Annotated in this window: 17 protein-coding genes, 4 tRNA genes and 1 other RNA gene; 11 read left to right on the top strand and 11 right to left on the bottom strand. The window is 72.3% G+C overall.

Translation table 11 applies throughout. The features are described from left to right. The first annotated feature begins 23 nt into the window (after window positions 1-23). Window positions 24-506: a hypothetical protein gene (locus ACFYO5_RS27405; RefSeq protein ID WP_388713526.1), complete on the top strand. Its 483-nt coding sequence runs from the start codon at window positions 24-26 to the stop codon at window positions 504-506. A 266-nt stretch (window positions 507-772) separates the two neighbouring features. Here the strand turns inward: ACFYO5_RS27405 and ACFYO5_RS27410 are convergent, their stop codons facing one another. The 3 genes from ACFYO5_RS27410 to ACFYO5_RS27420 all read right to left on the bottom strand — a co-directional run bounded on the left by ACFYO5_RS27410 (window position 773) and on the right by ACFYO5_RS27420 (window position 3,535). Continuing rightward, window positions 773-1,204 carry a hypothetical protein gene (locus ACFYO5_RS27410; RefSeq protein ID WP_388713715.1) on the bottom strand — a complete coding sequence of 144 codons (432 nt, stop codon included), beginning with the start codon at window positions 1,202-1,204 and terminating at the stop codon, window positions 773-775. A gap of 639 nt (window positions 1,205-1,843) precedes the next feature. Then, window positions 1,844-3,223 carry an ATP-binding protein gene (locus tag ACFYO5_RS27415; protein ID WP_388713529.1) on the bottom strand — a complete coding sequence of 460 codons (1,380 nt, stop codon included), beginning with the start codon at window positions 3,221-3,223 and terminating at the stop codon, window positions 1,844-1,846. Window positions 3,224-3,447: 224 nt separating this feature from the next. After that, window positions 3,448-3,535, bottom strand: a tRNA-Ser gene (locus tag ACFYO5_RS27420). Window positions 3,536-3,607: 72 nt separating this feature from the next. Between ACFYO5_RS27420 and ffs the strand changes: the two genes are divergently transcribed. From ffs to ACFYO5_RS27450, 6 genes are all read left to right on the top strand, one after another. After that, window positions 3,608-3,706, top strand: an RNA gene (ffs, locus tag ACFYO5_RS27425) — signal recognition particle sRNA small type. A gap of 45 nt (window positions 3,707-3,751) precedes the next feature. Next, a complete protein-coding gene (locus tag ACFYO5_RS27430) occupies window positions 3,752-6,094 on the top strand; it encodes a DNA polymerase III subunit gamma and tau (RefSeq protein ID WP_388713532.1) in 2,343 nt (780 codons plus the stop codon). 158 nt (window positions 6,095-6,252) lie between these two features. Next, window positions 6,253-7,518, top strand: a complete 1,266-nt coding sequence (gene purD / locus ACFYO5_RS27435) for a phosphoribosylamine--glycine ligase (RefSeq protein ID WP_388713535.1) — start codon at window positions 6,253-6,255, stop codon at window positions 7,516-7,518. 303 nt (window positions 7,519-7,821) lie between these two features. Beyond that, complete coding sequence (locus ACFYO5_RS27440) at window positions 7,822-9,651, top strand: hypothetical protein (RefSeq protein ID WP_388713538.1); 1,830 nt, start codon at window positions 7,822-7,824, stop codon at window positions 9,649-9,651. 583 nt (window positions 9,652-10,234) lie between these two features. After that, the gene (locus tag ACFYO5_RS27445) at window positions 10,235-11,728 is read left to right on the top strand and encodes a N,N-dimethylformamidase beta subunit family domain-containing protein (protein WP_388713541.1); all 1,494 of its coding nucleotides are present in this window, start codon (window positions 10,235-10,237) and stop codon (window positions 11,726-11,728) included. Window positions 11,729-12,314: 586 nt separating this feature from the next. Then, window positions 12,315-13,214 (top strand): phosphoribosylaminoimidazolesuccinocarboxamide synthase, encoded by a 900-nt coding sequence (locus tag ACFYO5_RS27450; RefSeq protein ID WP_388713544.1) that lies wholly within the window; start codon window positions 12,315-12,317, stop codon window positions 13,212-13,214. A gap of 52 nt (window positions 13,215-13,266) precedes the next feature. Here ACFYO5_RS27450 and ACFYO5_RS27455 read toward each other — a convergent pair. From ACFYO5_RS27455 to ACFYO5_RS27490, 8 genes are all read right to left on the bottom strand, one after another. Then, window positions 13,267-13,339: transfer RNA gene (locus ACFYO5_RS27455), tRNA-Gly, on the bottom strand. Between the two features lie 23 nt (window positions 13,340-13,362). After that, a complete protein-coding gene (locus tag ACFYO5_RS27460; protein WP_388713547.1) occupies window positions 13,363-13,977 on the bottom strand; it encodes a response regulator in 615 nt (204 codons plus the stop codon). Further along, window positions 13,974-15,434 carry a histidine kinase gene (locus ACFYO5_RS27465; RefSeq protein ID WP_388713550.1) on the bottom strand — a complete coding sequence of 487 codons (1,461 nt, stop codon included), beginning with the start codon at window positions 15,432-15,434 and terminating at the stop codon, window positions 13,974-13,976. The genes ACFYO5_RS27460 and ACFYO5_RS27465 overlap by 4 nt, the downstream gene beginning before the upstream one ends. Before the next feature lie 29 nt (window positions 15,435-15,463). Further along, entirely contained in the window at window positions 15,464-16,207 is a 744-nt protein-coding gene (locus ACFYO5_RS27470) for an ABC transporter permease (RefSeq protein ID WP_356568938.1), read from the bottom strand. Between the two features lie 284 nt (window positions 16,208-16,491). Further along, window positions 16,492-17,448: an ABC transporter ATP-binding protein gene (locus ACFYO5_RS27475; RefSeq protein WP_356568872.1), complete on the bottom strand. Its 957-nt coding sequence runs from the start codon at window positions 17,446-17,448 to the stop codon at window positions 16,492-16,494. Between the two features lie 207 nt (window positions 17,449-17,655). Beyond that, a tRNA-Gly gene (locus ACFYO5_RS27480) sits at window positions 17,656-17,731 on the bottom strand. An 80-nt stretch (window positions 17,732-17,811) separates the two neighbouring features. Beyond that, window positions 17,812-17,883, bottom strand: a tRNA-Gly gene (locus ACFYO5_RS27485). A gap of 169 nt (window positions 17,884-18,052) precedes the next feature. Continuing rightward, window positions 18,053-18,370, bottom strand: coding sequence for an Lsr2 family protein (locus ACFYO5_RS27490; protein ID WP_356568874.1), 318 nt, complete (start codon window positions 18,368-18,370; stop codon window positions 18,053-18,055). A 362-nt stretch (window positions 18,371-18,732) separates the two neighbouring features. Between ACFYO5_RS27490 and purS the strand changes: the two genes are divergently transcribed. The 4 genes from purS (at window position 18,733) to ACFYO5_RS27510 (ending at window position 23,577) form a co-directional block, all read left to right on the top strand. After that, entirely contained in the window at window positions 18,733-18,996 is a 264-nt protein-coding gene (purS, locus tag ACFYO5_RS27495) for a phosphoribosylformylglycinamidine synthase subunit PurS (protein WP_015659417.1), read from the top strand. Next, window positions 18,993-19,673, top strand: coding sequence for a phosphoribosylformylglycinamidine synthase subunit PurQ (gene purQ / locus ACFYO5_RS27500; RefSeq protein ID WP_356568878.1), 681 nt, complete (start codon window positions 18,993-18,995; stop codon window positions 19,671-19,673). The genes purS and purQ overlap by 4 nt, the downstream gene beginning before the upstream one ends. Next, window positions 19,670-21,928, top strand: coding sequence for a phosphoribosylformylglycinamidine synthase subunit PurL (gene purL / locus ACFYO5_RS27505; protein ID WP_388713555.1), 2,259 nt, complete (start codon window positions 19,670-19,672; stop codon window positions 21,926-21,928). Before purQ ends, purL begins: the two co-directional genes overlap by 4 nt. A gap of 851 nt (window positions 21,929-22,779) precedes the next feature. Further along, window positions 22,780-23,577: a sterol carrier family protein gene (locus ACFYO5_RS27510; RefSeq protein WP_388713557.1), complete on the top strand. Its 798-nt coding sequence runs from the start codon at window positions 22,780-22,782 to the stop codon at window positions 23,575-23,577. Window positions 23,578-23,644: the final 67 nt, after the last annotated feature.

Genomic DNA, 23,644 nt, shown 5'->3' on the forward strand with positions numbered 1-23,644 from the left:
AGCCGGCTGAAGGGGAGCCGAAGATGAACATGCAGGAAGCGGCGGAGCATGCCGATAAAATGCTGGACGCGACTTTGGCTGCTATCAAGCCCGCCGTCCACTGGACTCACGGGGAAACCACCGCGGGCAGCTGCGATGTGTCGCGCCGCCGCGCGGTGATGACCATCATCTCCACGGAACGCAGGGGTAGCTTCCTCGGGGTGGTGGAACGCCATTGGAAGGCCGAGGGATATCGACAGCTTGGTGCTAACCGAAGCACCAACAGCCCTGCGACATACTTCGAGACGCCCGACCATTTCCGTGTACGCCTCCTCATCGGCGGCAATGGTCAAGCCTTCTTCGAGGTGGCTACACCGTGTGTCGCCAAGTCCTCGGTGACGCCGCCGACAGCCGAGACGGTCGGCCCCAATTACGCGGGGGGACCGATCCCGGACCCTGACGTCCGATCGGACTTCTGGTCATCGGCGACCCCGATTCCCTCGGCGTCGCCGAGCGAGAAGAACTGAACGTACGGTGAACGTACGGTGCACGGCCACTCGTCGGCCTGGGTCGACCCCTCGGCGCCGCCGGTGATGTGTGAAGCCCCTCACCCGGACCCGGACGAGATTGAACTCGTGAGGGGTCCCCCCCACACAACGCCGTCCACATGTTCGTCTGGGGGTTCGGGGCGGGACGGCGGCGTTCCAACCTGAGGGAGGAGTAGGCCATCGGACGGATGGTGGACGACGCCGGACGGCGACGAACGAGACCAGAACCGGGACCAGGGCGCCGGTCATACTCGCTTGACGACGATCGATTGCGGAACCAGCTTCTCCAGGTCGTCCACGTCCGATGTGAAGACGGTGACCTGTCCCTTCTGCCGTCGGGCGATGATGGCGAGCACCGCGTCGATCGCGTACTTGTGGCCGTGAAGCTTGGCGTCGGACAGGAGCCGGCGGGCCTGGCGGGCCTCGTCCTTCCCGATGTCGGCGACTTCGAGCCGGGAGAGCACCCAGTCCCAGCGCTGTTCGGTGGTTCTGCCGTCGTACGCCTCCACCAGCGTCATGGGCGACGTGACAACTTCGGCTTCGCCCCTTGCTGCGAGATCCAGCCAGGCGATCATCTTCCGGTCGCCCCGGACAGCCAGGGACAGGGCTTCGCAGTCGAGTACGAAGGTGCGCAGTGGCCGTCGCCCGTGCTCACCGGCTCGCTTGGTTTCAACCAGGGCTGCCCCCGTTTCACCCAGGTCAGCGACCGGATTCGAGCTATTGGCCAAGAGGCGGCCTACCTTCGCCACCGCGCGGCTGTCGACAAGGTGTCCGGCACCGAATTCGAAGAGGCGGTCGCGGCTCTCTGCCGGCGTGACGGCTGCGCCGACGTCCGCAGCGTCGGCGGTTCCGGAGACAAGGACTGACGTCACCGGCCGCCTCCCGTACGGCCGCACAATGATCACCCAGTGCAAGCGCCACGCCATCACCAGCACTGGCCTGAGAGCCTGACCAGGCTCCGGACTCCCCGTCACAGAACCGCAATGCAGCCTCCGGCTAGCGCTTCTTGGTCTTTTTCTTCTGTGGCGGGTTCCACTCGCCTCGGTGTAACTGACAGCGGGGGTAACCGATCATCGCCGGCTTCTGGCATCGCTTGCCGGTCTTGGTATGGGTCGACCCGCACTTGACCTGTTTGCCCATTCGTCCCCCTCTGTTCGGTAGGAGGTGTGCCATGCCAGGCCCATCGTCACCGGCCAGCGGTGCGAACCGCTGTACCTGCGCGCGTATTCGACTGATTCCAGTTCTTTCAGGTCCGGATCATGACATTCTCGCCGAGGCCGATCGGCATCAAGGCAGCAGCATGCTCAGCGCTGGCGTTACGTCTGGCCGTACAGGGCTGCCAGATCGATCAGCTGGATGCCAGGGGTGGTGTCGGCGGCGATACGGGCCTTGTCGTTGAAGCCCGCCCCGCTGAAGCAGATGAGCTGAGTATGGGTGGTGTCGTAGCGTCCGGCCTGGGTGATGAGGTCGCGGATGTGCCGGAGGCGATCGATGTGCGCGATGCCCATGGTGTCGTTCCACTTGGCTTCTCCGATGGCCAGCAGCGGCGGCTTACCGCCGTCCGCGATGCCGACGACCGCCACATCGATCTCGTGTCCGGTGCGGGCTTTGGGGTCATGGACGACGCCGTGTCCGACGCGGGCCGGGAGGCCGCCGAGCAGGTCGGGGTCGGCGTGGTGGAGGGTCCAGTCGCGGCAGACCTGTGCGAAGTGGGGGCCCAGCACGTTGCTGGTGAAGCGGCGACGGCTGGCCTGCCAGACCCGGGCGGCGCTGCCGGGCCGTTCCAACTGGTCCCAGACCGGGCGCATGATGGCGTGGTAGAAGCCGATCAGCGGTTCGGCGATGCGGTAGGTCGGGCGGTTGTCGCGGAAGGCGTCGGCGTCGCGGTGCAGCAGCCCGGCGTCTTCGAGGACGTTGATGGGGTGCGCGATGTCGGTGGCCTTGCGTTCCAGGTAGCCGGCCATACCTCCGCGGGTGGCGTTGCCGTCGGCGACGGCCGCCAGGACGGACAGGTACAGGGCGGTGTCACGCAGATCAGGCTCCTCGGCCAGCAGGTAACGGGCTTCGCGGAAGAGCGGCGTCTCGGGGTTGAGGACCGTACGTACAACCCACGCGTCGAAGTCGTCGGGCCCGTTGGGGCTGTCTCCTCGCGCGAACTCGCGCCGGTAGGCGGGCGTACCGCCGACGATCGCGTTGACCTGCAGGGCCAGCCGGGGGTCGGTGATGTTCCAGAACTCGGCGGCGAGGCGGTGGTCGAGGGGGCGCACGACAAGCTCCAGTCCCGCCCGGCCCCTCAGCGGTGCGTTGCCGGACAACAGCTTGCCCATGAAGGACAGGGCCGAGCCGCACAGCAGCAGCCGGGCACGAGAGGCCGTGCGCTGCTCGCGCAGAGGACGGAACGCTTCCTGAACGATGGAGGGCAGCTCGGGATTGGCCCTGACGAGGTACGGGAACTCGTCGATCACCACGGGTACGGGGCGCTCGGAGCCGAGGGCGAGGAGTGCGTCGACGGCTTCGGCCCAATGCGCGAAGTGGTAAGGGCTGGCCGGCCGGACATGAGCGGTGAGCGCTGTGCTGATCCGGCGCAGAGACTCGGCGTCCGCGGCCTCGGTCGCACCGAAATAGAAGCCCCCCTCGGCACGGCAGGCCGCGTCGAGCAGGAAGGTCTTGCCCTGGCGGCGACGACCGGAGACCACTCCGAGCGTGGCACCGGGCTGCTCATCGCCGATGAACCGGGTCAGCGCCGACCACTCGTAACGCGATCGAACAGCCCCAGACCGCCGGCGGCCCGGTCGGCAGCTAACGGACCGATTGAAATGACCGTAATGCCCGACACAAGTGCAACCAAAACTGCAACACGCACGACGAAGGGCCCCACCGCGAACGGTGGGGCCCTTCGACATCGTGCCCGGTGAGGCACTGGCGGAGGATACGAGATTCGAACTCGTGAGGGGTTGCCCCCAACACGCTTTCCAAGCGTGCGCCCTAGGCCACTAGGCGAATCCTCCGCGGCAAACAATACAAGACGTTGAGGAGTGCTCGCGAACTCGTTCCCCCTGGCCGCCATCGGGTACTGTGGGCGCAGCCCCTCACGCGGTGCTATCTGACTGAACTCCCCCAGGGCCGGAAGGCAGCAAGGGTAGGTCGGCTCTGGCAGGTGCGTGGGGGGCGCTCGCGTTCCGGGGCGGGGCCGGTTGTCGGTGGGCGCCTATAACCTCGTAAGCGTGTCGTCTCTCGCGCTGTACCGCCGCTATCGCCCGGAGTCGTTCGCCGAGGTCATCGGGCAGGAGCATGTCACCGACCCGTTGCAGCAGGCGCTGCGGAACAACCGGGTCAATCACGCGTACCTGTTCAGCGGTCCGCGCGGATGCGGCAAGACGACCAGCGCCCGCATCCTGGCCCGCTGTCTGAACTGCGAGACGGGCCCCACGCCCACGCCGTGCGGTGAGTGCCAGTCGTGTCGGGACCTGGCGCGGACCGGCCCGGGCTCCATCGACGTCATCGAGATCGACGCCGCTTCGCACGGCGGTGTGGACGACGCGCGTGACCTGCGGGAAAAGGCCTTCTTCGGGCCCGCCGGCAGCCGTTACAAGATCTACATCATCGACGAGGCCCACATGGTCACGTCGGCCGGTTTCAACGCGCTGCTCAAGGTCGTCGAGGAGCCGCCGGAGCACCTGAAGTTCATCTTCGCCACCACCGAGCCCGAGAAGGTCATCGGCACCATCCGGTCCCGGACGCACCACTACCCCTTCCGCCTCGTGCCGCCGGGGACGCTGCGGGAGTACCTCGGCGAGGTGTGCCAGAAGGAGGCCATCCCGGTCGAGGACGGGGTGCTGCCGCTCGTCGTGCGCTCCGGCGCCGGCTCGGTGCGTGACTCCATGTCGGTCATGGACCAGCTCCTCGCGGGCGCGGGCGAGGCCGGTGTGACATACGCCATGGCCACCTCGCTCCTCGGGTACACGGACGGCTCGCTGCTCGACTCGGTCGTCGAGTCGTTCGCCACCGGTGACGGGGCCGCCGCCTTCGAGGTCGTGGACCGCATCATCGAGGGGGGCAACGACCCGCGCCGGTTCGTCGCCGACCTGCTGGAGCGGCTGCGGGACCTCGTCATCCTCGCCGCCGTCCCGGACGCCGCCGAGAAGGGGCTCATCGACGCCCCCGTCGACGTCATCGAGCGGATGCAGGCACAGGCGGGCGTCTTCGGCGCCGCCGAGCTGAGCCGCGCCGCCGACCTCGTCAACCAGGGCCTCACCGAGATGCGCGGCGCCCACTCGCCCCGCCTCCAGCTCGAGCTGATCTGCGCCCGTGTCCTGCTCCCGGCCGCCTACGGCGACGAGCGGTCCGTGATGGCCCGCCTCGACCGGATCGAGCGCGGCGTGAACTTCTCCGCGAGCGCGGCCCCCGCCGGACTGCCCGCCATGGGGTACGTCCCCGGCCCGGAGGCCCACGCGGCGGCGGTCCCGTCCCCGACCGGCACTCCCCTCCCGCCGACCGGCGCCCCCCTCGCGCCCGGCGGCGGCGCGGCGGCCGTACGAGCGGCCGTACGCGGTCCGGCGGGCCCGGCGGCGGTCCCCAACGCCCCGCACGCCCCCAACGCCCCGGCGCCCGCGGCTGCCGCCCAGCCGCCCCAGCCCCAGCCCCAGACGCCCCGTACCCCCCAGCAGGCGCCCCCCGCCCAGGCCCCGGCCGCCCCCACCCCTCCCGCGCCGGCCGAAGCGAGCCCCGCCGCTCCCGCTCCCGCCGCCACCCCCGGCGCCTGGCCCACCCCCACCGCCGCCGGCAGTGGACGCAGGCCCGGCGGCTGGCCCACCCCCACGCCCGCGGGCGGCGGCGGACGCCCCCCGGCGGGCCCGTCCCCGGCCGCCCCCGCCGCTGCCGGCCCGGCGTCGGCCGGCCCCGCTCCGGCGGCCGCCTACGCCCCGCCCGCCGGAGGTCTCGACCCCCGCACGCTCTGGCCCAACATCCTGGAGGCGGTCAAGAACCGCCGCCGTTTCACCTGGATCCTGCTTAGCCAGAACGCCCAGATCGCGGGCTTCGACGGCACCACCCTCCAGCTCGCCTTCGTCAACTCCGGAGCCCGCGACAACTTCGTCAGCAGCGGCAGCGAGGAGGTCCTGCGGCAGGCGCTGGCCGAGCAGTTCAGCGTCCAGTGGAAGATCGACGCCCTCGTCGACCCGTCCGGTGGCGGTTCCGCGCCCGCGTCGACCGGCGGCTTCGGCGGTCCCCCGGCCCCGTCCGGCCCTGGCGGCGCCCACGCGCCGGGCGGATACGGCGGTGGCTACGGAGCCCCCGCCCCCGGAGCCGGTGCGGGCGGCGGCATGCCGGCCTCCCACACCCCGAACGCGCCCTCTCCGCCCGGCCCGTCACAGGCCCGGTCCGCCCCGCCTCCGGCCTCCGCCCACGCGGCCCCGAGACCCCAGGCCTCCGTCCCCGAGCACGTGTCCATCGAGGACGACATCCCCGAGGACGACGACCCCGACCTCAACGAGTCGGCCCTCTCCGGACACGAACTGATCGTGCGCGAGCTGGGAGCGACCGTGGTCGAGGAGTTCACCAACGAGTAGCGGGGCGGACGGCGCGCCCCGCGCTCACAGGGGGTGCCGCATACGGGGGATCGCCCCAGCCCACGGGCGTTCCCTCGGAGGAACGTACGAACGCGGAGGCCGTCGTCCTTCGGAAGCCCGCACAAGTGCCCGTGGCCGGGCCCGTTAGGCTGACCCCCGTGAACGTCCTCGTCATCGGCAGCGGCGCCCGCGAACACGCCCTGTGCCGCTCACTGTCCCTCGACCCCGCGGTCACCGCCCTGCACTGCGCCCCCGGCAACGCCGGCATCGGCGAGGTCGCCGAGCTGCACCCGGTCGACGCCCTGGACGGCAGGGCCGTGGCCGAGCTGGCCACCCGGCTGGACGCCCGGCTCGTGATCGTGGGCCCGGAGGCGCCGCTGGTCGCCGGGGTCGCCGACGCCGTGCGCGAGGCGGGCATTCCGGTGTTCGGCCCCTCCAAGGAGGCCGCGCGGCTGGAGGGCTCCAAGGCGTTCGCGAAGGACGTGATGGCCGCGGCCGGCGTGCCGACCGCCCGCTCCTACGTCTGCACCACACCCGACGAGGTCGCCACGGCCCTGGACGCGTTCGGCGCGCCGTACGTCGTCAAGGACGACGGTCTGGCCGCGGGCAAGGGCGTCGTCGTGACCGGCGACCCGGAGGCCGCGAAGGCGCACGCGAACGCCTGCGAGCGAGTGGTCATCGAGGAGTTCCTCGACGGCCCCGAGGTCTCCCTCTTCGCCGTCACCGACGGCGAGACGGTCGTCCCGCTCCGGCCCGCCCAGGACTTCAAGCGGGCCCTCGACGGCGACGAGGGCCCGAACACCGGCGGCATGGGCGCGTACTCCCCGCTGCCGTGGGCCGACCCCAAGCTGGTCGACGAGGTCATGGAGACCGTCCTCCAGCCGACCGTCGACGAGATGCGCCGCCGCGGCACCCCGTTCTCGGGCCTGCTCTACGCCGGACTCGCGATCACCGGCCGGGGCGTGCGGGTCATCGAGTTCAACGCCCGCTTCGGCGACCCCGAGACGCAGGTGGTCCTGGCCCGGCTGAAGACCCCGCTGGCCGGCGTCCTGATGGCCGCCGCCACCGGCAACCTCGCCGACCTGCCACCCCTGCGCTGGAGCGACGAGGCGGCCGTCACCGTGGTCGTGGCCTCGCACAACTACCCCGGCACCCCGCGCACCGGCGACCCGATCACCGGCCTCGACGAGGTGGCCGCCGAGGACGCCCCGCACGCGTACGTGCTGCACGCCGGCACCCGGCACGACGGCGACGCGGTGGTCAGCGCGGGCGGCCGGGTCCTGTCCGTCACGGCGACCGGCGCGGACCTCACGCAGGCGCGGGAACGGGCGTACCGGGCGGTCGCGCGCATCGGGCTGGACGGTTCCCAGCACCGTACGGACATTGCGGCGAAGGCTGCCGCGGAGGCCGCGTCGCAGGCGTAGGCCTCGGGGGAGACACCGCCCCAGCAGGCATTTCCAGGCCCCGGGTTCGGGAGGGGAACACCCGTCGAACCCGGGGCCTGTTCGTTGCCCACAGTCATTCACCTTTCCCCAAAGCCATTCCATCGGGTGAGCGCTCTTCCATCCGGCTGACGGACGCCGACGTGCCAACTAGGGTGCCGCGCAAGCGTTCCGGCACTTGGCCCACCGGCATTGCGATGTCGGTGGCGGCTGCCACAGTGGGGGAGTGAGCAAGACCAGGAGAGCCAGGACGGCCTGCACTGAGGGGAGGGGGTGGGGTCCGGCGTGACCGGTATCGGAGTGGAGGCGCGCGCCCAGGGGGCGCGGGCGAGGGCGCTGGCCGTGCTGCGGGTCCGCAGCCGGGCGCTGGCCGTCGCGCTGCTGCCCGCGGCGGCGGCGGTGATCCTGCTCGCGGGCGGTCCCAGCGGCCAGTTCGTGGGTCACGGCTGGGACATCGCCCGCTGGGTGACGTCCGCGCTGGCGGCCCTGGTGCTGCTGGCCGCCGGGGTGATCGCCCTGGTCGTCGCGCGGGCCCGGCCCGCCGTCACTCCCACGGTCGCGATCGCCGAGAGCGCGGCCCCCGACCTGTACCGGCTGGTGCGCGACCTCGCCGACCGTCTCGACGTTCCCGCGCCCTCCGCGATAGCGCTCACCCCGGACTGCGACAGCTGGCTGGAGGACCGCAGCCACCCGTCCCACGGCCCGCCCCCGCCCCGCGCCCGTGACGAGATAGCCGGCCCCGGCCACCACCCCCACGGCCGTACGACGACGGCGCCGGTCCTCGTCATCGGCTCCCCGTTCCTGTGGTGGATGCGGGTGGGCGAGCTGCGCGCCGTCCTCGCGCCGGTGGTCGCGGGCACGGGCCCCTCGGCGCACCCGGACATAGCGGCGGCCCGGCGCTTCGTGCGCGGGCTGGACGCCGCGGTGGCCGTGGCGGCCGACCGCGGCCGGAGTCCCGGCCTGCGTCTGCTCCGCGCGGGCATCGGCCGGGTCGCCCGCCTGCTGCTGCGGAGCTGCCAGGTGCACGCGGCGGAGATGGAGCGCGGGGTGGCCGCGGCGGCGGCCGAGCGGGCCCAGGCCGTGGACTACGGGCTGCGGATCGTCGCCCAGGAACAGGTCGGGCTGGCGTACGCCGGCTGGGACCGGCTCCTCACCCGCGTGGCGCTGCCCGCCTGGCGGATGGGCCGCTGGCCCTCCCGGCTGGACGCGGGTGTCGTCGCCGCGCTCACCGAGCTGTCCCGGCGCGACCGGCTGGCGGACGGCTTCACCTCCCGGCTGGGCGAGCGCCCCGCCTGCGATCTGCTGGAGGAGCCCGGCGCGATCGACGAGGCCACCTCCCTCCTCGCCGCCCGCCTCTTCCACGGCGGCCCCGCGGAGACCGGCCCCGACTGGTCCCCGGTCGCCTGGCAGGAGTATCCGGAGGAGGTCGTCGACCGCAAGTGGCGCACCGACGCGGCCCGTCTCCATCGCGTCCTGGACGCCCTGGGCGTCCGCCGCACCACCACCCACACGGACGGCCCCACGCTGGCCCGCGTACTGAACCACCTCACCGGCGAGGGCCCCGCCTGGGACGGAGATCAGAGTCCCGGCAGCACCGCCTGGGACGGAGGTCAGGGCTCCGGCAGCCCCGCCTGGGACGGAGGTCAGGGCCCCGGCTCCACCCCCCGCACCCCCTTCGGCGACGAGGACGACGACCTGCCCCACAACCCCCGCAGCGCCGCCCTGGCCACCCGGCTCGGGTCCGAGGTCGCCCGCGAGGAGGTCGGCGGCGCCTCCGGTGGGGCGGCGGGAGGGCAGCCGGTCGGACAGGGGCCGGAGGCCGCGCTCTGGGACGACCGGGCACTCCCCCTCTTCCCGCTCCAGCCCCCGCGCACCGACCGCGAACTCCTCACCGACCACGTCACGGCCATGGTCTGCTGCGCCGCGATGGACACCGTGGGCGCCACGCCGGGCCTCGACTGGCTCGACGGCCCGGCCCTCCTGGTCGACGGCGAGCGCGTGACCGACCTGACGCCCCGCGTACTGAGCCTGGTCGAGGACGGCGACGCGATCCCCCTGCGCACCTGGCTGGTGGAAGTGGGCATACGCCCGGAGAAGCCGGTACGCCTCGGCTGAGGCGAGCCGGCCGGCCGGAGGGCGGAACACCGGGACGGGAGAGAGACAGGCCGGGGGAAAGACGCGCAGGGGGCAGGGAAAGACAGGCCGTAAGACAGCCTTGGAAGGCGTGAGGCAGGGGCCCGGAAGGCGGGGAGGCGGACCGGAGCAGAAGGCAGGGAGGCCTCCTGGGGCAAGGCGGGAAGGCCAGGGCCGATCCGCCCGCCCGCAGCGGAGTGCTTAGTTCCACTTTCAGCCAATTCGCAACGAATAGTGACCGACTGCGTGCATCATGTGGTGTGCTGGGACCGATCCCGCCCATGGCAAGCGCATGCGACATAGGACAACCACACGAACCGTCGCATCGGGCAGGGCCAGGCCCCGGCCGGACCACGGACAGGACACGAACGCCGGACCACGGGCAGGACACGAACGACCAGGCACATCCGAACACGCAGTAACCCGCACGCCCCCGGCGCACCCCTGCCGACCACAGGCCCGCGCCCCGCACCCGCACAGCCGTAGCCGCACCACAGGGGAACAGGCAGAGCACGCGCAGCCGCGCACGCACCAGCAAGACGGGGGTCAGAGGGAGGGAAGCACCATGGGACACAAACACATCCGCCGATGGGAATCGGGTGCGCTGGCGCACGCCGTGACGGATCCCTTCGGCCAGGGCCCCCTCCCGTGGCTGCGCGGCAGCGAGACCTACTTCGACGACACCGGCCAGGTCGTCCCCTGGTACGTCGACCCGGCCCCCGCCGCCACCCCCGACGCGGCACCCCGGATCCCGGCCCCCCGCTCCGCCGGAGGCCCCCGCTCCGCCGACGACGTCCGCCGCCAGATCAAGGGCTTCACCTCCACCGGCGCGGTCGCCCCGGGCGAAGCCGTCGACTTCCACATCACGGTCGACCCGCCCCAGGAATTCAGCGTCGACATCTACCGCATCGGCCACTACGACGGCGACGGCGCTGCCAAGATCACCACCAGTCCCCGCCTCCCCGGCATCGTCCAGCCCCCACCCCTGACCGCCGACCGCACGGTCTCCTGCCACCACTGGTGGCTCTCCTGGCGCCTCCAGGTCCCCTCCTACTGGAACGTCGGGGCGTATGTCGCCGTCCTCACCACCGTCGACGGCTACCGCTCCCACATCCCGTTCACCGTCCGCGACAACCGCCCGGCCGACTTCCTCCTGCTGCTCCCCGACATCACCTGGCAGGCCTACAACCTGTATCCGGAGGACGGCCGCACCGGCGCGAGCCTCTACCACGCCTGGGACGAGGACGGCCGCCTCCTCGGCGAGGCCGACGCCGCGACGACCGTCTCCTTCGACCGGCCCTACGCGGGCGCCGGCCTGCCCCTGCACGTCGGCCACGCCTACGACTTCATCCGCTGGGCCGAGCGCTACGGCTACGACCTCGCCTACGCCGACGCCCGCGACCTGCACGCCGGCCACGTCCAGCCCACCCGCTACCGCGGCCTGGTCTTCCCGGGCCACGACGAGTACTGGTCGACGACCATGCGCCGCACCGTGGAACTCGCCCGCGACAGCGGCACCTCGCTCGTGTTCCTCTCCGCCAACACCCTCTACTGGCAGGTGGAACTGGGCCCCTCCCCGTCCGGCGTCCCCCACCGACTGCTGACCTGCCGTAAACGCAGGGGTCCCGGCAAGCCCGTGCTGTGGCGGGAGATCGACCGTGCCGAACAGCAGCTGCTCGGCATCCAGTACGCGGGCCGGGTCCCCGACCCCGCTCCCCTGATCGTCCGCAACGCCGACCACTGGCTGTGGGAGGCGACCGGCGCGCACGAGGGCGACGGCATCGAGGGCCTGGTCGCGGGGGAGGCCGACCGCTACTTCCCGCGCACCCCCCTGCCGGCCCACGAGGAACGCACCCTCCTCGCCCACTCCCCGTACACGGACAGCCGGGGCGCCCGACGCCACCAGGAGACCTCCCTCTACCGGGCCCCCTCCGGCGCCCTGGTCTTCGCCTCCGGCACCTTCGCCTGGTCCCCGGCCCTGGACCGCCCCGGCCACGTGGACCCGCGCGTCCAGCGCGCCACGGCGAACCTCCTCGACCGCATCTGCAAGCGCGACTGAGCCCCTGTCCCTACTGCCGGGCGGCGCTCCGGCTCTTGTCCGGCGGTGCTCGGCCCCTGCCTTGCGGTGCTCGGTCCCTGCCTTGCGATGCTCGGTCCCTGCCTTGCGGTGCTCGGTCCCTGCCCTGCGGTGCTCGGTCCCGGGCCGGCCGTGCTCCGGCCACTCCGTGCTCCGGGCCGACCATGCTCCGGGCCGGCCGCGCTCCACCCGCTCCGCGCTCCGCCCGGCCGCGCTCCACCCGCTCCGCGCTCCGCCCGGCCGCGCTCCGGCCGCTCCGCGCTCCGGCCGCTCCGCGCTCCGGCCGCTCCGCGCTCCGGCCGCTCCGCGCTCCGGCCGCTCCGCGCTCCGGCCGCTCCGCGCTCCGCCCGGCCATGCCCCGCCGCGCTCCACCCGCTCCGCGCTCCACCCGCTCCGCGCTCCGGCCGGCCGCGCTCCGCCCGGCCATGCCCCGCCCCGCCCCGACCCCCGCTGTCCGCCGCCGATCCCGATGTACGGGACAATCGAGCCACTGGGCCCGCCCGTCTCCCGCCACCACCCCTCACGAGCCCTGCGGGCCCCCTTCTGATTCACACCACGGGGAGGAACCGTGTCCGGATTCGTAGAGAAGCCCGAGCCCCTGGAGGTGCCGGGCCTGGTGCATCTGCACACCGGCAAGGTGCGCGAGCTGTACCAGAACGAGGCCGGCGACCTCGTCATGGTCGCCAGTGACCGCATCTCCGCCTTCGACTGGGTCCTGCCCACCGAGATCCCCGACAAGGGCCGTGTCCTGACGCAGCTCTCCCTGTGGTGGTTCGACCAGCTCGCCGACCTGGTCCCGCATCACGTGCTGAGCACCGATCTGCCCGCCGGGGCCCCCGCCGACTGGGCCGGCCGCACCCTGGTCTGCAAGTCGCTCCAGATGGTCCCCGTCGAGTGCGTGGCCCGCGGCTACCTCACCGGCTCGGGCCTGGCCGAGTACAAGGTGTCCCGCACGGTCTGCGGACTCGCCCTCCCCGAAGGCCTGGTCGACGGCTCGGAACTGCCCGCCCCGATCTTCACCCCGGCCACCAAGGCCGCGGTCGGCGACCACGACGAGAACGTCTCCTACGAGGAGGTCGCCCGCCAGGTCGGCGCCGAAACCGCCGCCCGGCTGCGCCAGACCACCCTCGCCGTCTACGGACGGGCGCGGGACATCGCCCGCGACCGGGGCATCATCCTCGCGGACACCAAGTTCGAGTTCGGCTTCGAGGGCGAGACGCTCGTCATCGCCGACGAGGTCCTCACCCCGGACTCCTCCCGCTTCTGGCCGGCCGACACCTGGCAGCCGGGCCGCGCGCAGCCGTCGTACGACAAGCAGTTCGTGCGGGACTGGCTGACCTCGGAGGCGTCCGGCTGGGACCGCGCGAGCGAGCAGCCGCCGCCGGAGCTGCCGCGGGAGGTCGTGGACGCGACCCGCGCCAAGTACGTCGAGGCGTACGAGCGGCTGACGGGCACGAGCTGGTCCTAGCACCTTCGGACATGACGAAGCCCCCCGGTCGGAACCGGGGGGCTTGATCCGGAGCGGACGACGAGGTTCGAACTCGCGACCTCAACCTTGGCAAGGTTGCGCTCTACCAACTGAGCTACGTCCGCAGTGCGCCGTGGCGCGAGAGCAACTATACCCAACCCCGCTCACGTGCGAGACGTACCGCCGCGTGACGGTTCTCCGCCCCCAGCTTGGAGACGGCCGACGACAGGTAGTTGCGCACCGTGCCCGGCGACAGCGCGGCCCGCTCGGCGATCTCCGTGACGGGCGCCCCGTCGGCGGCGAGTTCGAGCACCTCCGCCTCGCGCGAGGTCAGCGGGGAGTCCCCGGCGGCGATCGCGTCGGCGGCCAACTCGGGGTCGACGTAACGGTTTCCGGCATGCACGGTGCGGATGATCTCCGCGAGCCGCTGTGCGCTCACCGTCTTCGGGACGAACCCGCGCACACCCGCCGCAAGCGCCCGCTTCAGATGGCCGGGGCGACCGTGGCTGGTGACGATCAGCGCCTGGCAGTCGGGCAGTTCGGCCCGCAGGGATGTGGCGACCTTCACACCGTCGGCGCCCGGCATCTGGAGGTCGAGTACGGCCACGTCCGGCCGGTGCGCCCGCGCCATCGCCAGGGCCTCGGGCCCGGTGGCCGCCTCGGCGACGATCATCAGATCGTCCTCCAGGGAGAGCAGCGCGGTCAGCGCGCCCCGGATCAGATGCTCGTCGTCGGCGAGCAGCACCCGCACCACGGCGCTCATGAGGCGACCTCGCTCACCACAGCGCCGTCCACGACCAGCGGCACCTCGGCCACCACCCGGAAGACCCCGGCCCCGGCACTCCCCGCCTCCAGCGTCCCGCCCACCTTCCGCAACCGCTCCGCCAGCCCGGCCAGCCCCGATCCGCCGCCCGTCGGTCCACCGGCGGCCGTCCCGTCGCCCGCCGAGCCGCCACCGTCCGCCCCGTCGTTCTCCACCGTCAGCACCACCTTCCCACCCGTCACCCGGACCTCCACCGCGCACCGCCCCGCGTCTCCGTGCCGCAGCACGTTGGTGGTCGTCTCCCGCACCACCCAGCCGAGCGCGGACTGCACGTCGGCCGGCAGCCCGCCCACCTCCCCGCGCACCTCGCAGTCGATCCCGGCCGCCGTCAACACTCCTTGCGCGCCCACGAGTTCCACGCCCAGGTCGGCCTCCCGGTAACCGCGTACGACATCCCGTACCTCCCGCTGGGACTCCCGTGCGATCCGCTGGACCTCGATCATCTGCTCCACCGCCTCCGGGCGGCCCCGGCGGGCCAGTTGCACGGCCAACTCGCTCTTGAGGGCGATCACCGCGAGGTTGCGGCCCATCACGTCGTGCAGGTCGCGTCCGAACCGCAGCCGTTCCTCGGCGACGGCGAGCCGGGCTCGGGTCTCGCGGGCCTCGTCGAGCCGGTAGACGGTGTCGAGGAGCCAGACCGAGAAGACGGAGGTGGTGGCCATGAAGCCGCCGCCGACCAGCACGGCCGCGATCGAGGCCAGGACGGCCGGGCCGGGCGCGCCGAGCAGCAGCGCCAGGGCTCCCGCGCCCACGGAGTGACCGGCGACGACCGCGAGCGCCTGGCGCCAGCCGCGGACCCCGAGGGTGGTGACGCAGGCGGCGAAGACCAGGGCGACGCCGAAGACCCCGCCCGCCGCGGTGCCCGCCGCCTCACCTCCCGGACCGTGTTCCGAGGTCGCCAGCGCGACCGCCGCGACGATCGCGGTGAGGACGGCGAACGTCGCCATCAACCGCACCGGCCGGGGCCGCCGCCCCCGCGTCCAGTCCAGCGCCCGCGAGGCCGTGATCGCGGACAGCACGCAGTGCACGGCCATGATCAACGGCAGCCACAGCAGGGACCCCCGCCACACCCCGCTGCCCAACGGCACGCCCACCGCCGTGAACTCGGCCAGCGCGAAGAAGTGGAACGACCACCGCGTGTACGTCTCGACCTTCGCCGGCGAACTCTTCCGCCGCCACCAGCCACCCGCCCCGCGCGGGTCGGTCCGCCGAGGGCCGGTGTGCCCCTGCTCTCGAGGACCGGTCCCGTGCGGGCCCGCCTCGTACGGTTCCGTCTCGTGCGGGCCGGCCTCGTAGGGTTCCGTCTCGGACGGTTCCGCCCCGCGCGGGTCGGCCCGGCCCGGGGCGGTGTCGTCCCGCCCGCGCAGATCCGCCTCGTCCGCTTCCATCCCGCGCATCCGCGTCCCTCCCCCGTCGCCCCGGTCCGTCAGCGCCGCGGCTCCCACCGGAACCACCGCCGTACAGCAAACACCGAGAGCACGGTCCAGGCCAGCGCGGTCGCCAGCGCCCCCAGGGCCTCGTACGCCGAGAGGTCGCCGCTCCAGCCGCCGCGGACCAGGGTGATGACCGGGCTCAGCGGCAGCAGCTCGAAGCCGGAGGCGAGCCGGTCGGGCAGCAGTTCCAGCGGGACGGCCACCCCGGAGGCGACCATCGACACGAGCACGAACGGCAGCGTGGTCACCTGAGCGCTCTCCACGGTCCGCGTCACGCTCGCGGTGACCGCTCCCAGGGCCGCACACAGCACGAGGCCCAACAGCACGCCCAACACGGCGAGATGGGGCGCCTCGGGGGCGGGCACGCCGAGGAAGGCCGTACAGCCCACCGCCAGCACCAGGCACTGCACCAGCCCCATGGCGAACACCGGCAGCGCGGAACCGGCAACGACCTCCGTGTCCCGCAGCTCGCCGGCGCGCAGCCGCTTCAGCACGAGTTCCTCGCGCCGGGCGGTGTAGATGCCGGTGAGCGCCGAGTACACACCGAACAGCAGGGAGAACCCGATCGCGGCGGGCAGCAGCACCAGCCCGACGCTGAGCCCGGACTCCTCGACGTTCATGTCGTCCACCACCGGCCGCAGACTGAACGGCAGCCCGAGCGGCACGAGCACGGCCGCGACGATCGTGGCCCTGCTGCGCCCCAGCAGCGTGAGTTCGGCACGGGCGAGGGCGGCCATCCGGCTCAGGGGAGTGGTCACCCCACCCCTGACCGAGGCCCCACCCCTGACCGAGGCCCCACCCACGACCGAGGCCCCACCCACGACCGAGGCCCCACCCTCGACCGGGGCTCCACCCACGACCGAGGCTCCACCCACGACCGAGGCCCCACCCACGACCGAGGCCCCACCCACGACCGGGGCTCCACCCCTGACCGGGGCCCCTCCCCCGACCGAGGCAACACCCTCGACCGCGGCAGCACCCTCGACCGAGTCCCCCGTGGGACCGCTGACCGCACCGCCGCTCATGCCGCGACCCCCTCGTTCTTCTCCGACGCCGTCCGGGCGATGCCCAGGAACGCCTCCTCCAGGGAGGCCGACCGCAGGTCGAGCCCGTGCAGTTCGACACCGGCCCGCTCGGCCCACACCAGCAGTCCGGTGGCCGCCCGCTGCAACTCCCGGGTGCGCAGCCGCACCAGCCGCCCGTCGATCTCGTGGTCGCAGACGCCCAGCGCGTCCAGCGGTGGCAGATCGCCCACGAAGTAGCCCTCGGGCAGCCGGAAGGAGATCCGGGACGGCTGCTCGGCGGTCACCTCGGCGGGTGTCCCGGAGGCCGCGATCCGCCCCTGGTGCAGGATGGCCAGCCGGTCGGCGAGGTCCTCGGCCTCCTCCAGGTAGTGCGTGGTCAGCAGCACCGTCGTGCCGGCGTCCCGCAACGCGCGCACCAGGTCCCACGTGTCGCGCCGGCCCTCGGCGTCCAGCCCGGTGGTCGGCTCGTCGAGGAACAGCACCTCGGGCTCCCCGAGCAGTGCGAGCGCCAGATCGAGCCGCCGCCGCTCGCCCCCGGACAACTGCTTCACCCGTACGCCGGCCTTCCCGGCGAGCCCGACCAGCGCCAGCGCCTCCGCGGGCGGACGGGCCCCGCTGACACAGCCCGCCCACATCCGCGCGGTCTCGGCGACGCTCAGCTCGGACGGGAAGCCGCCCTCCTGGAGCATCACGCCGGTCCGCGGCCGTACGGCGGCCCGCTCGGTGAAGGGGTCGTGGCCGAGGATCCGGACCCGCCCTCCGTCGGGCCGTTCGAGCCCTTCGAGCAGTTCGACCGTGGAGGTCTTGCCAGCCCCGTTGGTGCCGAGCAGCGCGAAGACCTCACCGCGGCCGACGTGGAAGGAGATCCCGCGGACCGCCTCGAACCCGCCCCCGTACACACGCCGGAGGTCGGTGACCTCTATCACGTGTTCATTCGTGTTCCTGGCTTCCATGACTCCAGCGTCCCGTCGGCGGGCCGCCGACGGCAGTGCGCCTTGTCATCGCTCCGCATGACAAATGTCAGGAGCGGCGGCAACGGGAAGGACGGGGAGAACGGGAAACGCGGAGGGGAGATCCTCGACGGGAGATCCCTCGAAGAGGGAGAGGCATCGTAGGGGAGAGACGCCGAAGGCCCCGGTCGGTGACCGGGGCCTTCGAAGTGGAGCGGACGACGAGGCTCGAACTCGCGACCTCAACCTTGGCAAGGTTGCGCTCTACCAACTGAGCTACGTCCGCATTGCATCCGACGGGCTTTCACCGGTCGGCGCGGGCACCAGCCTACCTGATCCACACGTGGGATCGGGATGGCGATGCAGAGCGGGTGACAGGAATTGCACACTGCGCCTTCCCCCTGGAAGGGGGATGTTCTACTACTGAACTACACCCGCACGACCTTTGTGAGCTGGGCTTTTCGGCCCCGCCCCGCTGGCGTGCTCCAGACATTAGCCGACCATGTGGGGGGTAGCGCAAGTCGGTTGCCCCCGGGGCCCGCCGGCGGACCCCGGGGCGGTGCGCGCGGACCGCGCCGCCCCGGTGCTCACGACCGGCCCGACCGGCTCACCGCGCCTCGGCGAACGCCTCGTAGACCTTCTTCGGGATGCGCCCGCGCGCGGGCACGTCCAGCTTGTTGGCCTGGGCCCAGGCGCGGACCGCCGCCGGGTCGGGGGCGACCTCGGTCTGCTGGTACGCCTTGCCGGACCTGGACCGCTTGCGGCCGGCCTCCACGTAGGGCGCGAGCGCCTTGCGCAGTTTCCTGGCATTGGCTTGATTCAGGTCGATCTCGTACGACCTGCCGTCGAGTCCGAAGGCGATCGTCTCCGCCGCTTCCGAGCCGTCGATGTCGTCAAAGAGAGTGACCACGACCTTCTGCGCCACGAATATCGGTCCCTTCGTGCGACAGCTCTGCGATGACGTGCCAAGACGCCACGGAGATGTCGACTGTCCGCCTGTTACGGGGCAAAGTATCGGCTATTGCCATTTCATTTGTACAGTGCCCGGCAATCGAATGTGAAGCTCGACTAAATCTCCCTGCGTGTCCCAGCGCAATAGGCAGCCCGCGCGCATCGCGGATCTTTCCCGTAATTTTTCGCGAAGGACCCGCTCCGCCGCCTGTTCCGACACCGGACCGTGATCGCGGTCACGTAGTTTCCTCCAACTCTACCCGCGTAGAAATTTTGTGCGGGTAGTCTGAAGACACACGCAGGAACCTGCTCAGCACCACAACACCGGGAGTGCCAGTGGCACGCGTCGTAGTCGACGTCATGCTCAAGCCGGAGATCCTCGACCCCCAGGGCCAGGCGGTGCAGCGCGCACTGCCGCGGCTGGGTTTCGAAGGCATCTCCGACGTACGTCAGGGAAAGCGATTCGAACTGGAAGTTGACGGACCGGTCGACGAGGCCGCGCTCGCCCGCATCCACGATCTTGCGGAATCCTTCCTCGCCAACACCGTGATCGAGGACTTCACCGTCAAGGTGGAGGAAGTCGCGGAGGCCGCGAAGTGACCGCTCGTATTGGCGTCGTCACTTTCCCGGGCAGTCTGGACGACCGGGACACGCAGCGCGCGATCCGCCTCGCGGGCGCCGAGCCGGTCGCCCTCTGGCACAAGGACAAGGACCTCCACCAGGTCGACGCCGTGGTGCTGTGCGGTGGTTTCTCCTACGGCGACTATCTGCGCGCCGGCGCCATCGCCCGTTTCTCGCCGGTGATGGAGCCCCTCATCGAGCAGGCGAGGGCCGGACTGCCGGTCCTCGGTATCTGCAACGGCTTCCAGATCCTCACCGAGGCGCACCTCCTCCCCGGCGCGATGCTCGGCAACGACCACCTCCACTTCATCTGCCGCGACCAGCGACTGCGGGTGGAGAACGCGGACACCGCCTGGACGACCGACTACACGGCCGGCCAGGAGATCCACATCCCGCTGAAGAACATGGACGGCCGGTACGTCGCCGACGACTACACCCTCGACAAGCTCGAGGCCGAGGGCCGGGTCGCCTTCCGCTACCTGGACCTGAACCCCAACGGTTCGCTCCGCGACATCGCCGGCATCAGCAACGAGGCCGGGAACGTCGTCGGCCTCATGCCGCACCCGGAGCACGCCGTCGAGCCGCTCATCGGCTCCGGCCGCACCGACGGCCTCCCCTTCTTCACCTCGATCCTCAAGAAGCTGGTCAACGTATGAGCCGGACGCCTCTGGACACGGTCGAGCACGCGGCCGAGACCCCCGACGTCGAGCTGCCCTGGGCCGAACTCGGCCTGAAGAAGGACGAGTACGAGCGGGTGGTGGAGATCCTCGGCCGCCGCCCGACCGGCGCCGAACTCGCCATGTACTCGGTCATGTGGTCCGAGCACTGCTCGTACAAGTCCTCCAAGGTCCACCTCCGCCAGTTCGGCGAGAAGGCCCCCCAGTCCGACGCCCTGCTCGTGGGCATCGGCGAGAACGCGGGCGTCGTCGACGTCGGCCAGGGCTACGCCGTCACCTTCAAGGTGGAGTCGCACAACCACCCGTCGTACGTCGAGCCCTACCAGGGCGCGGCGACCGGTGTCGGCGGCATCGTCCGCGACATCATCGCGATGGGCGCGCGCCCGGTGGCCGTGGTCGACCCGCTGCGCTTCGGCGCGGCCGACCACCCCGACACCAAGCGCGTCCTGCCCGGCGTCGTCGCCGGCATCGGCGGCTACGGCAACTGCCTGGGCCTGCCGAACATCGGCGGCGAGGTCGTCTTCGACGCGTGCTACCAGGGCAACCCGCTGGTCAACGCCGGTGCCATCGGTGTGATGCGGCACGAGGACATCCACCTCGCGAAGGCCTCCGGCGCCGGCAACAAGGTCATCCTCTACGGGGCCCGGACCGGCGGCGACGGCATCGGCGGCGCCTCCATCCTGGCCTCGGAGACCTTCGACGACGCCAAGCCGTCGAAGCGCCCGGCCGTCCAGGTCGGCGACCCGTTCCAGGAGAAGCTCCTCATCGAGTGCACCCTGGAGGCGTTCAAGGAGAAGCTGGTCGTCGGCATCCAGGACCTCGGCGCGGCGGGCCTGTCCTGCGCGACGAGCGAGCTGGCCTCCAACGGATCCGGCGGCATGCGCGTGACGCTGGACGACGTACCGCTGCGCGACTCCACGCTCTCGCCCGAGGAGATCCTCATGAGCGAGTCGCAGGAACGCATGTGCGCGGTCGTCGAGCCGGAGAAGGTCGACCGCTTCCTGGAGATCTGCGACAAGTGGGACGTCATCGCCACCGTCATCGGTGAGGTGACCGACGGCGACCGTCTGGAGATCTACTGGCACGGCGGCAAGATCGTCGACGTCGACCCGCGCACGGTCGCCCACGACGGACCGGTCTACGAGCGCCCGTACGCCCGCCCGGACTGGCAGGACGCCCTCCAGGCCGACGACGCCGACAAGCTGCCCCGGCCCACCACGGGCGAGGAGCTGAAGGACCAGGTCCTGAAGCTGGTCTCCTCCCCGAACCAGGCCTCCAAGAAGTGGATCACCTCCCAGTACGACCACTTCGTGCAGGGCAACACGGTGCTGGCCCAGCCCGAGGACTCGGGCATGATCCGCATCGACGAGGAGACCGGCCTCGGCGTCGCCATCTCCACCGACGGCAACGGCCGTTACACGAAGCTGGACCCGTACCACGGCGCCCAGCTCGCGCTCGCGGAGGCGTACCGCAACGTGGCGACGACCGGCGCCAAGCCGCTCGCCGTCTCCGACTGCCTGAACTTCGGTTCGCCCGAGGACCCGGCCGTCATGTGGCAGTTCGCGGAGGCCGTCCGCGGTCTGGCCGACGCCTGCCGGCAGCTCGGCACCCCGGTGACCGGCGGCAACGTCTCCCTCTACAACCAGACGGGCGAGGCGGCCATCCACCCCACCCCGGTCGTCGCGGTCCTGGGCGTCATCGACGACGTGGCCCGGCGCACCCCGGTCGCCTTCCAGGAGGAGGGCCAGCTGCTCTACCTCCTCGGCGACACCCGCGAGGAGTTCGGCGGCTCCGCCTGGTCCCAGGTGATCCACGACCACCTCGGCGGCCTGCCCCCGAAGGTCGACCTGGAGCGCGAGCGTCTGCTCGCCGAGATCCTGATCTCCGCCTCCCGCGACGGCATGATCGACTCCGCGCACGACCTGTCCGACGGCGGTCTGATCCAGGCGGTCGTCGAGTCGGCCCTGCTCGGCGACAAGGGCGCCCGCCTGGTCGTCCCGGACGGCCTGTCCGCGTTCACCTTCCTCTTCTCCGAGTCGGCGGGCCGCGCGGTCGTCGCCGTCCCGCGCTCGGAGGAACTCCGCTTCACCGACATGTGCGGCGCCCGCGGCCTGCCGGCCACCCGCGTCGGTGTCGTCGACGGCTCCACGGTCGACGTCCAGGGCGAGTTCGCCCTGCCGCTGACCGAACTGCGCACCGCGCACGAGGAGACGATCCCGGCGCTCCTCGCGTAACCGCTCCCCGCGCGACCGGCCGCCTCACCCGGCCGGCGCGACGCCGAAGCCCCCGCCCTGACGCGCGCCCGACGCGTGCCAGGACGGGGGCTCTGTGCTGCTCCGGCCGCACCCCGCTGGGCGCGATCCCGCGCCGGCCGGGCGGGGCCGAGACGCAGACACCCCGGACCATGGCCGGGAGGCTCGGACGGGTCTCAGGGGTGCACGGCGGCAGGCCCACGCACCCGCCGGGAGAACGACAGGCGTGCGGACCGACCGAAGGGCGTCACCCCCGGCCTTTCTGGAAGCGGCGGCGCGCTCCCGCCCCCCGGTCGCGGCGGAGCTGCCGGAACCCGCCGAGCAGGCCGGCCCGCCCAGGCGGAACGCGGATCCCCGGCCGCCGTCAGCCGCCGGGACCTTGCCGTCGCCTTCCCGCCTGCCGGGCGGCACCGGATATGCGCACTCCCGCCCCACCGGGTGAAAGCCCAGGTGGGTCCAGTACGGGGCCTTCCACCCGGCACACCGGCAGCCCGCACCGGAGTCCGCCCGGCCCGTCCTTCGGTCGGACGACGGGGAGCCGCCCGGCCCGTTCTCCGGGCGGACGACGGGCAATTGACGCGGATCCCCGGCCCCTGTCAGCGGCCCGGGACCCTGCCGTCGCCTTCCCGCCTGCCGGGCGGCACCGGGTACCCGCACTCCCGCCGCACCGGGTGAAAGCCCAGGTGGGTCCGGTGCGGGGCCTTCCACCCGGCGCACCGGCAGCCCGCACCGGAGGCCGTCCGGCCCGTTCTCCGGTCGGACGACGGGGAGCCGCCCGGCCCGTCCTCCGGCCGGGCGACGGGGAGATGACGACACGACCTAGGCTGCTTCGCATGCCACCGGCCAAGAAGCGCCCCCGCGCCTACGACCCCGCCAAGACCCGTACCGCCGTGCTCGCCCAGCTCGGCAACGTGCGGGAAGCCGTTCGCACGCTCGCCCCGGAGCAGTTCGCGCTGCCGACGCGGCTGGGGGAGTGGACCGTGCGGGAGCTGGTCGCGCACGTCGGGATGGCCGTCACGGCGGTCGGGCGGTCGCTCGATCTGCCGGAGCCGGCGAAGGCGGACGCCACGCTCCTCGACTGGCCGTTCGCGACGTCCGCGAGCGCCTCGGCCATCGACGCCTTCACCCGGCGGCTGTCCGCGGACCACCCGGACCTGGACGCCTACCTCACGGCGGTGGAGCAGGGCCTCGTCGAACAGCTCGACGCCCATCCGGGCTCCCGGCTGCTGGAGACCAACGCCGGCGCGCTGCCCCTCTCCGACTACCTGGTCACCCGCGCCGTCGAACTCGTCGTCCACACCGACGACCTGAACGCGGCCGTCCCGGGCCTGGACATTCCCCAGGACCGGCAGGCCCTCGCCGCCGCCACCCGGCTGCTCGCCGACGCCCTCGCCGTCCGGGCACCCGGCGGGGCGACCGAGGTGCGGGTCCCGCCGTACGCCGTCGTGCAGTGCGTCGAGGGGCCCCGGCACACCCGTGGCACCCCGCCCAACGTCGTCGAGACCGACCCGCTGACCTGGGTACGGCTGGCCTGCGGGCGGCTGACCTGGCAGGCGGCCGTCGAGGAGGGCAAGGTCGGCGCGAGCGGGGGGCGGGCGGACCTCGCGCGGCTGCTGCCGCTCATGTCCTGACGCGGCAGACGCCCGATCGTGTGCGACACCTCACTCGTGCCCGCGGAGCGGGACGCCGGACGGAGGC

It is taken from the genome of Streptomyces sp. NPDC006259 (assembly GCF_042870975.1).
Taxonomy (GTDB): domain Bacteria; phylum Actinomycetota; class Actinomycetes; order Streptomycetales; family Streptomycetaceae; genus Streptomyces.

Bases quoted from the DNA above. Each gene is read 5' to 3' on its own strand.
- ACFYO5_RS27510 (WP_388713557.1), top strand. From the start codon at position 22,780: ATGCCACCGGCCAAGAAGCGCCCCCGCGCCTACGACCCCGCCAAGACC.
- ACFYO5_RS27475 (WP_356568872.1), bottom strand. From the start codon at position 17,448: ATGGAAGCCAGGAACACGAATGAACACGTGATAGAGGTCACCGACCTC.
- ACFYO5_RS27470 (WP_356568938.1), bottom strand. From the start codon at position 16,207: ATGGCCGCCCTCGCCCGTGCCGAACTCACGCTGCTGGGGCGCAGCAGG.
- ACFYO5_RS27460 (WP_388713547.1), bottom strand. From the start codon at position 13,977: ATGAGCGCCGTGGTGCGGGTGCTGCTCGCCGACGACGAGCATCTGATC.
- purL (WP_388713555.1), top strand. From the start codon at position 19,670: ATGAGCCGGACGCCTCTGGACACGGTCGAGCACGCGGCCGAGACCCCC.
- ACFYO5_RS27465 (WP_388713550.1), bottom strand. From the start codon at position 15,434: ATGCGCGGGATGGAAGCGGACGAGGCGGATCTGCGCGGGCGGGACGAC.
- ACFYO5_RS27405 (WP_388713526.1), top strand. From the start codon at position 24: ATGAACATGCAGGAAGCGGCGGAGCATGCCGATAAAATGCTGGACGCG.
- ACFYO5_RS27445 (WP_388713541.1), top strand. From the start codon at position 10,235: ATGGGACACAAACACATCCGCCGATGGGAATCGGGTGCGCTGGCGCAC.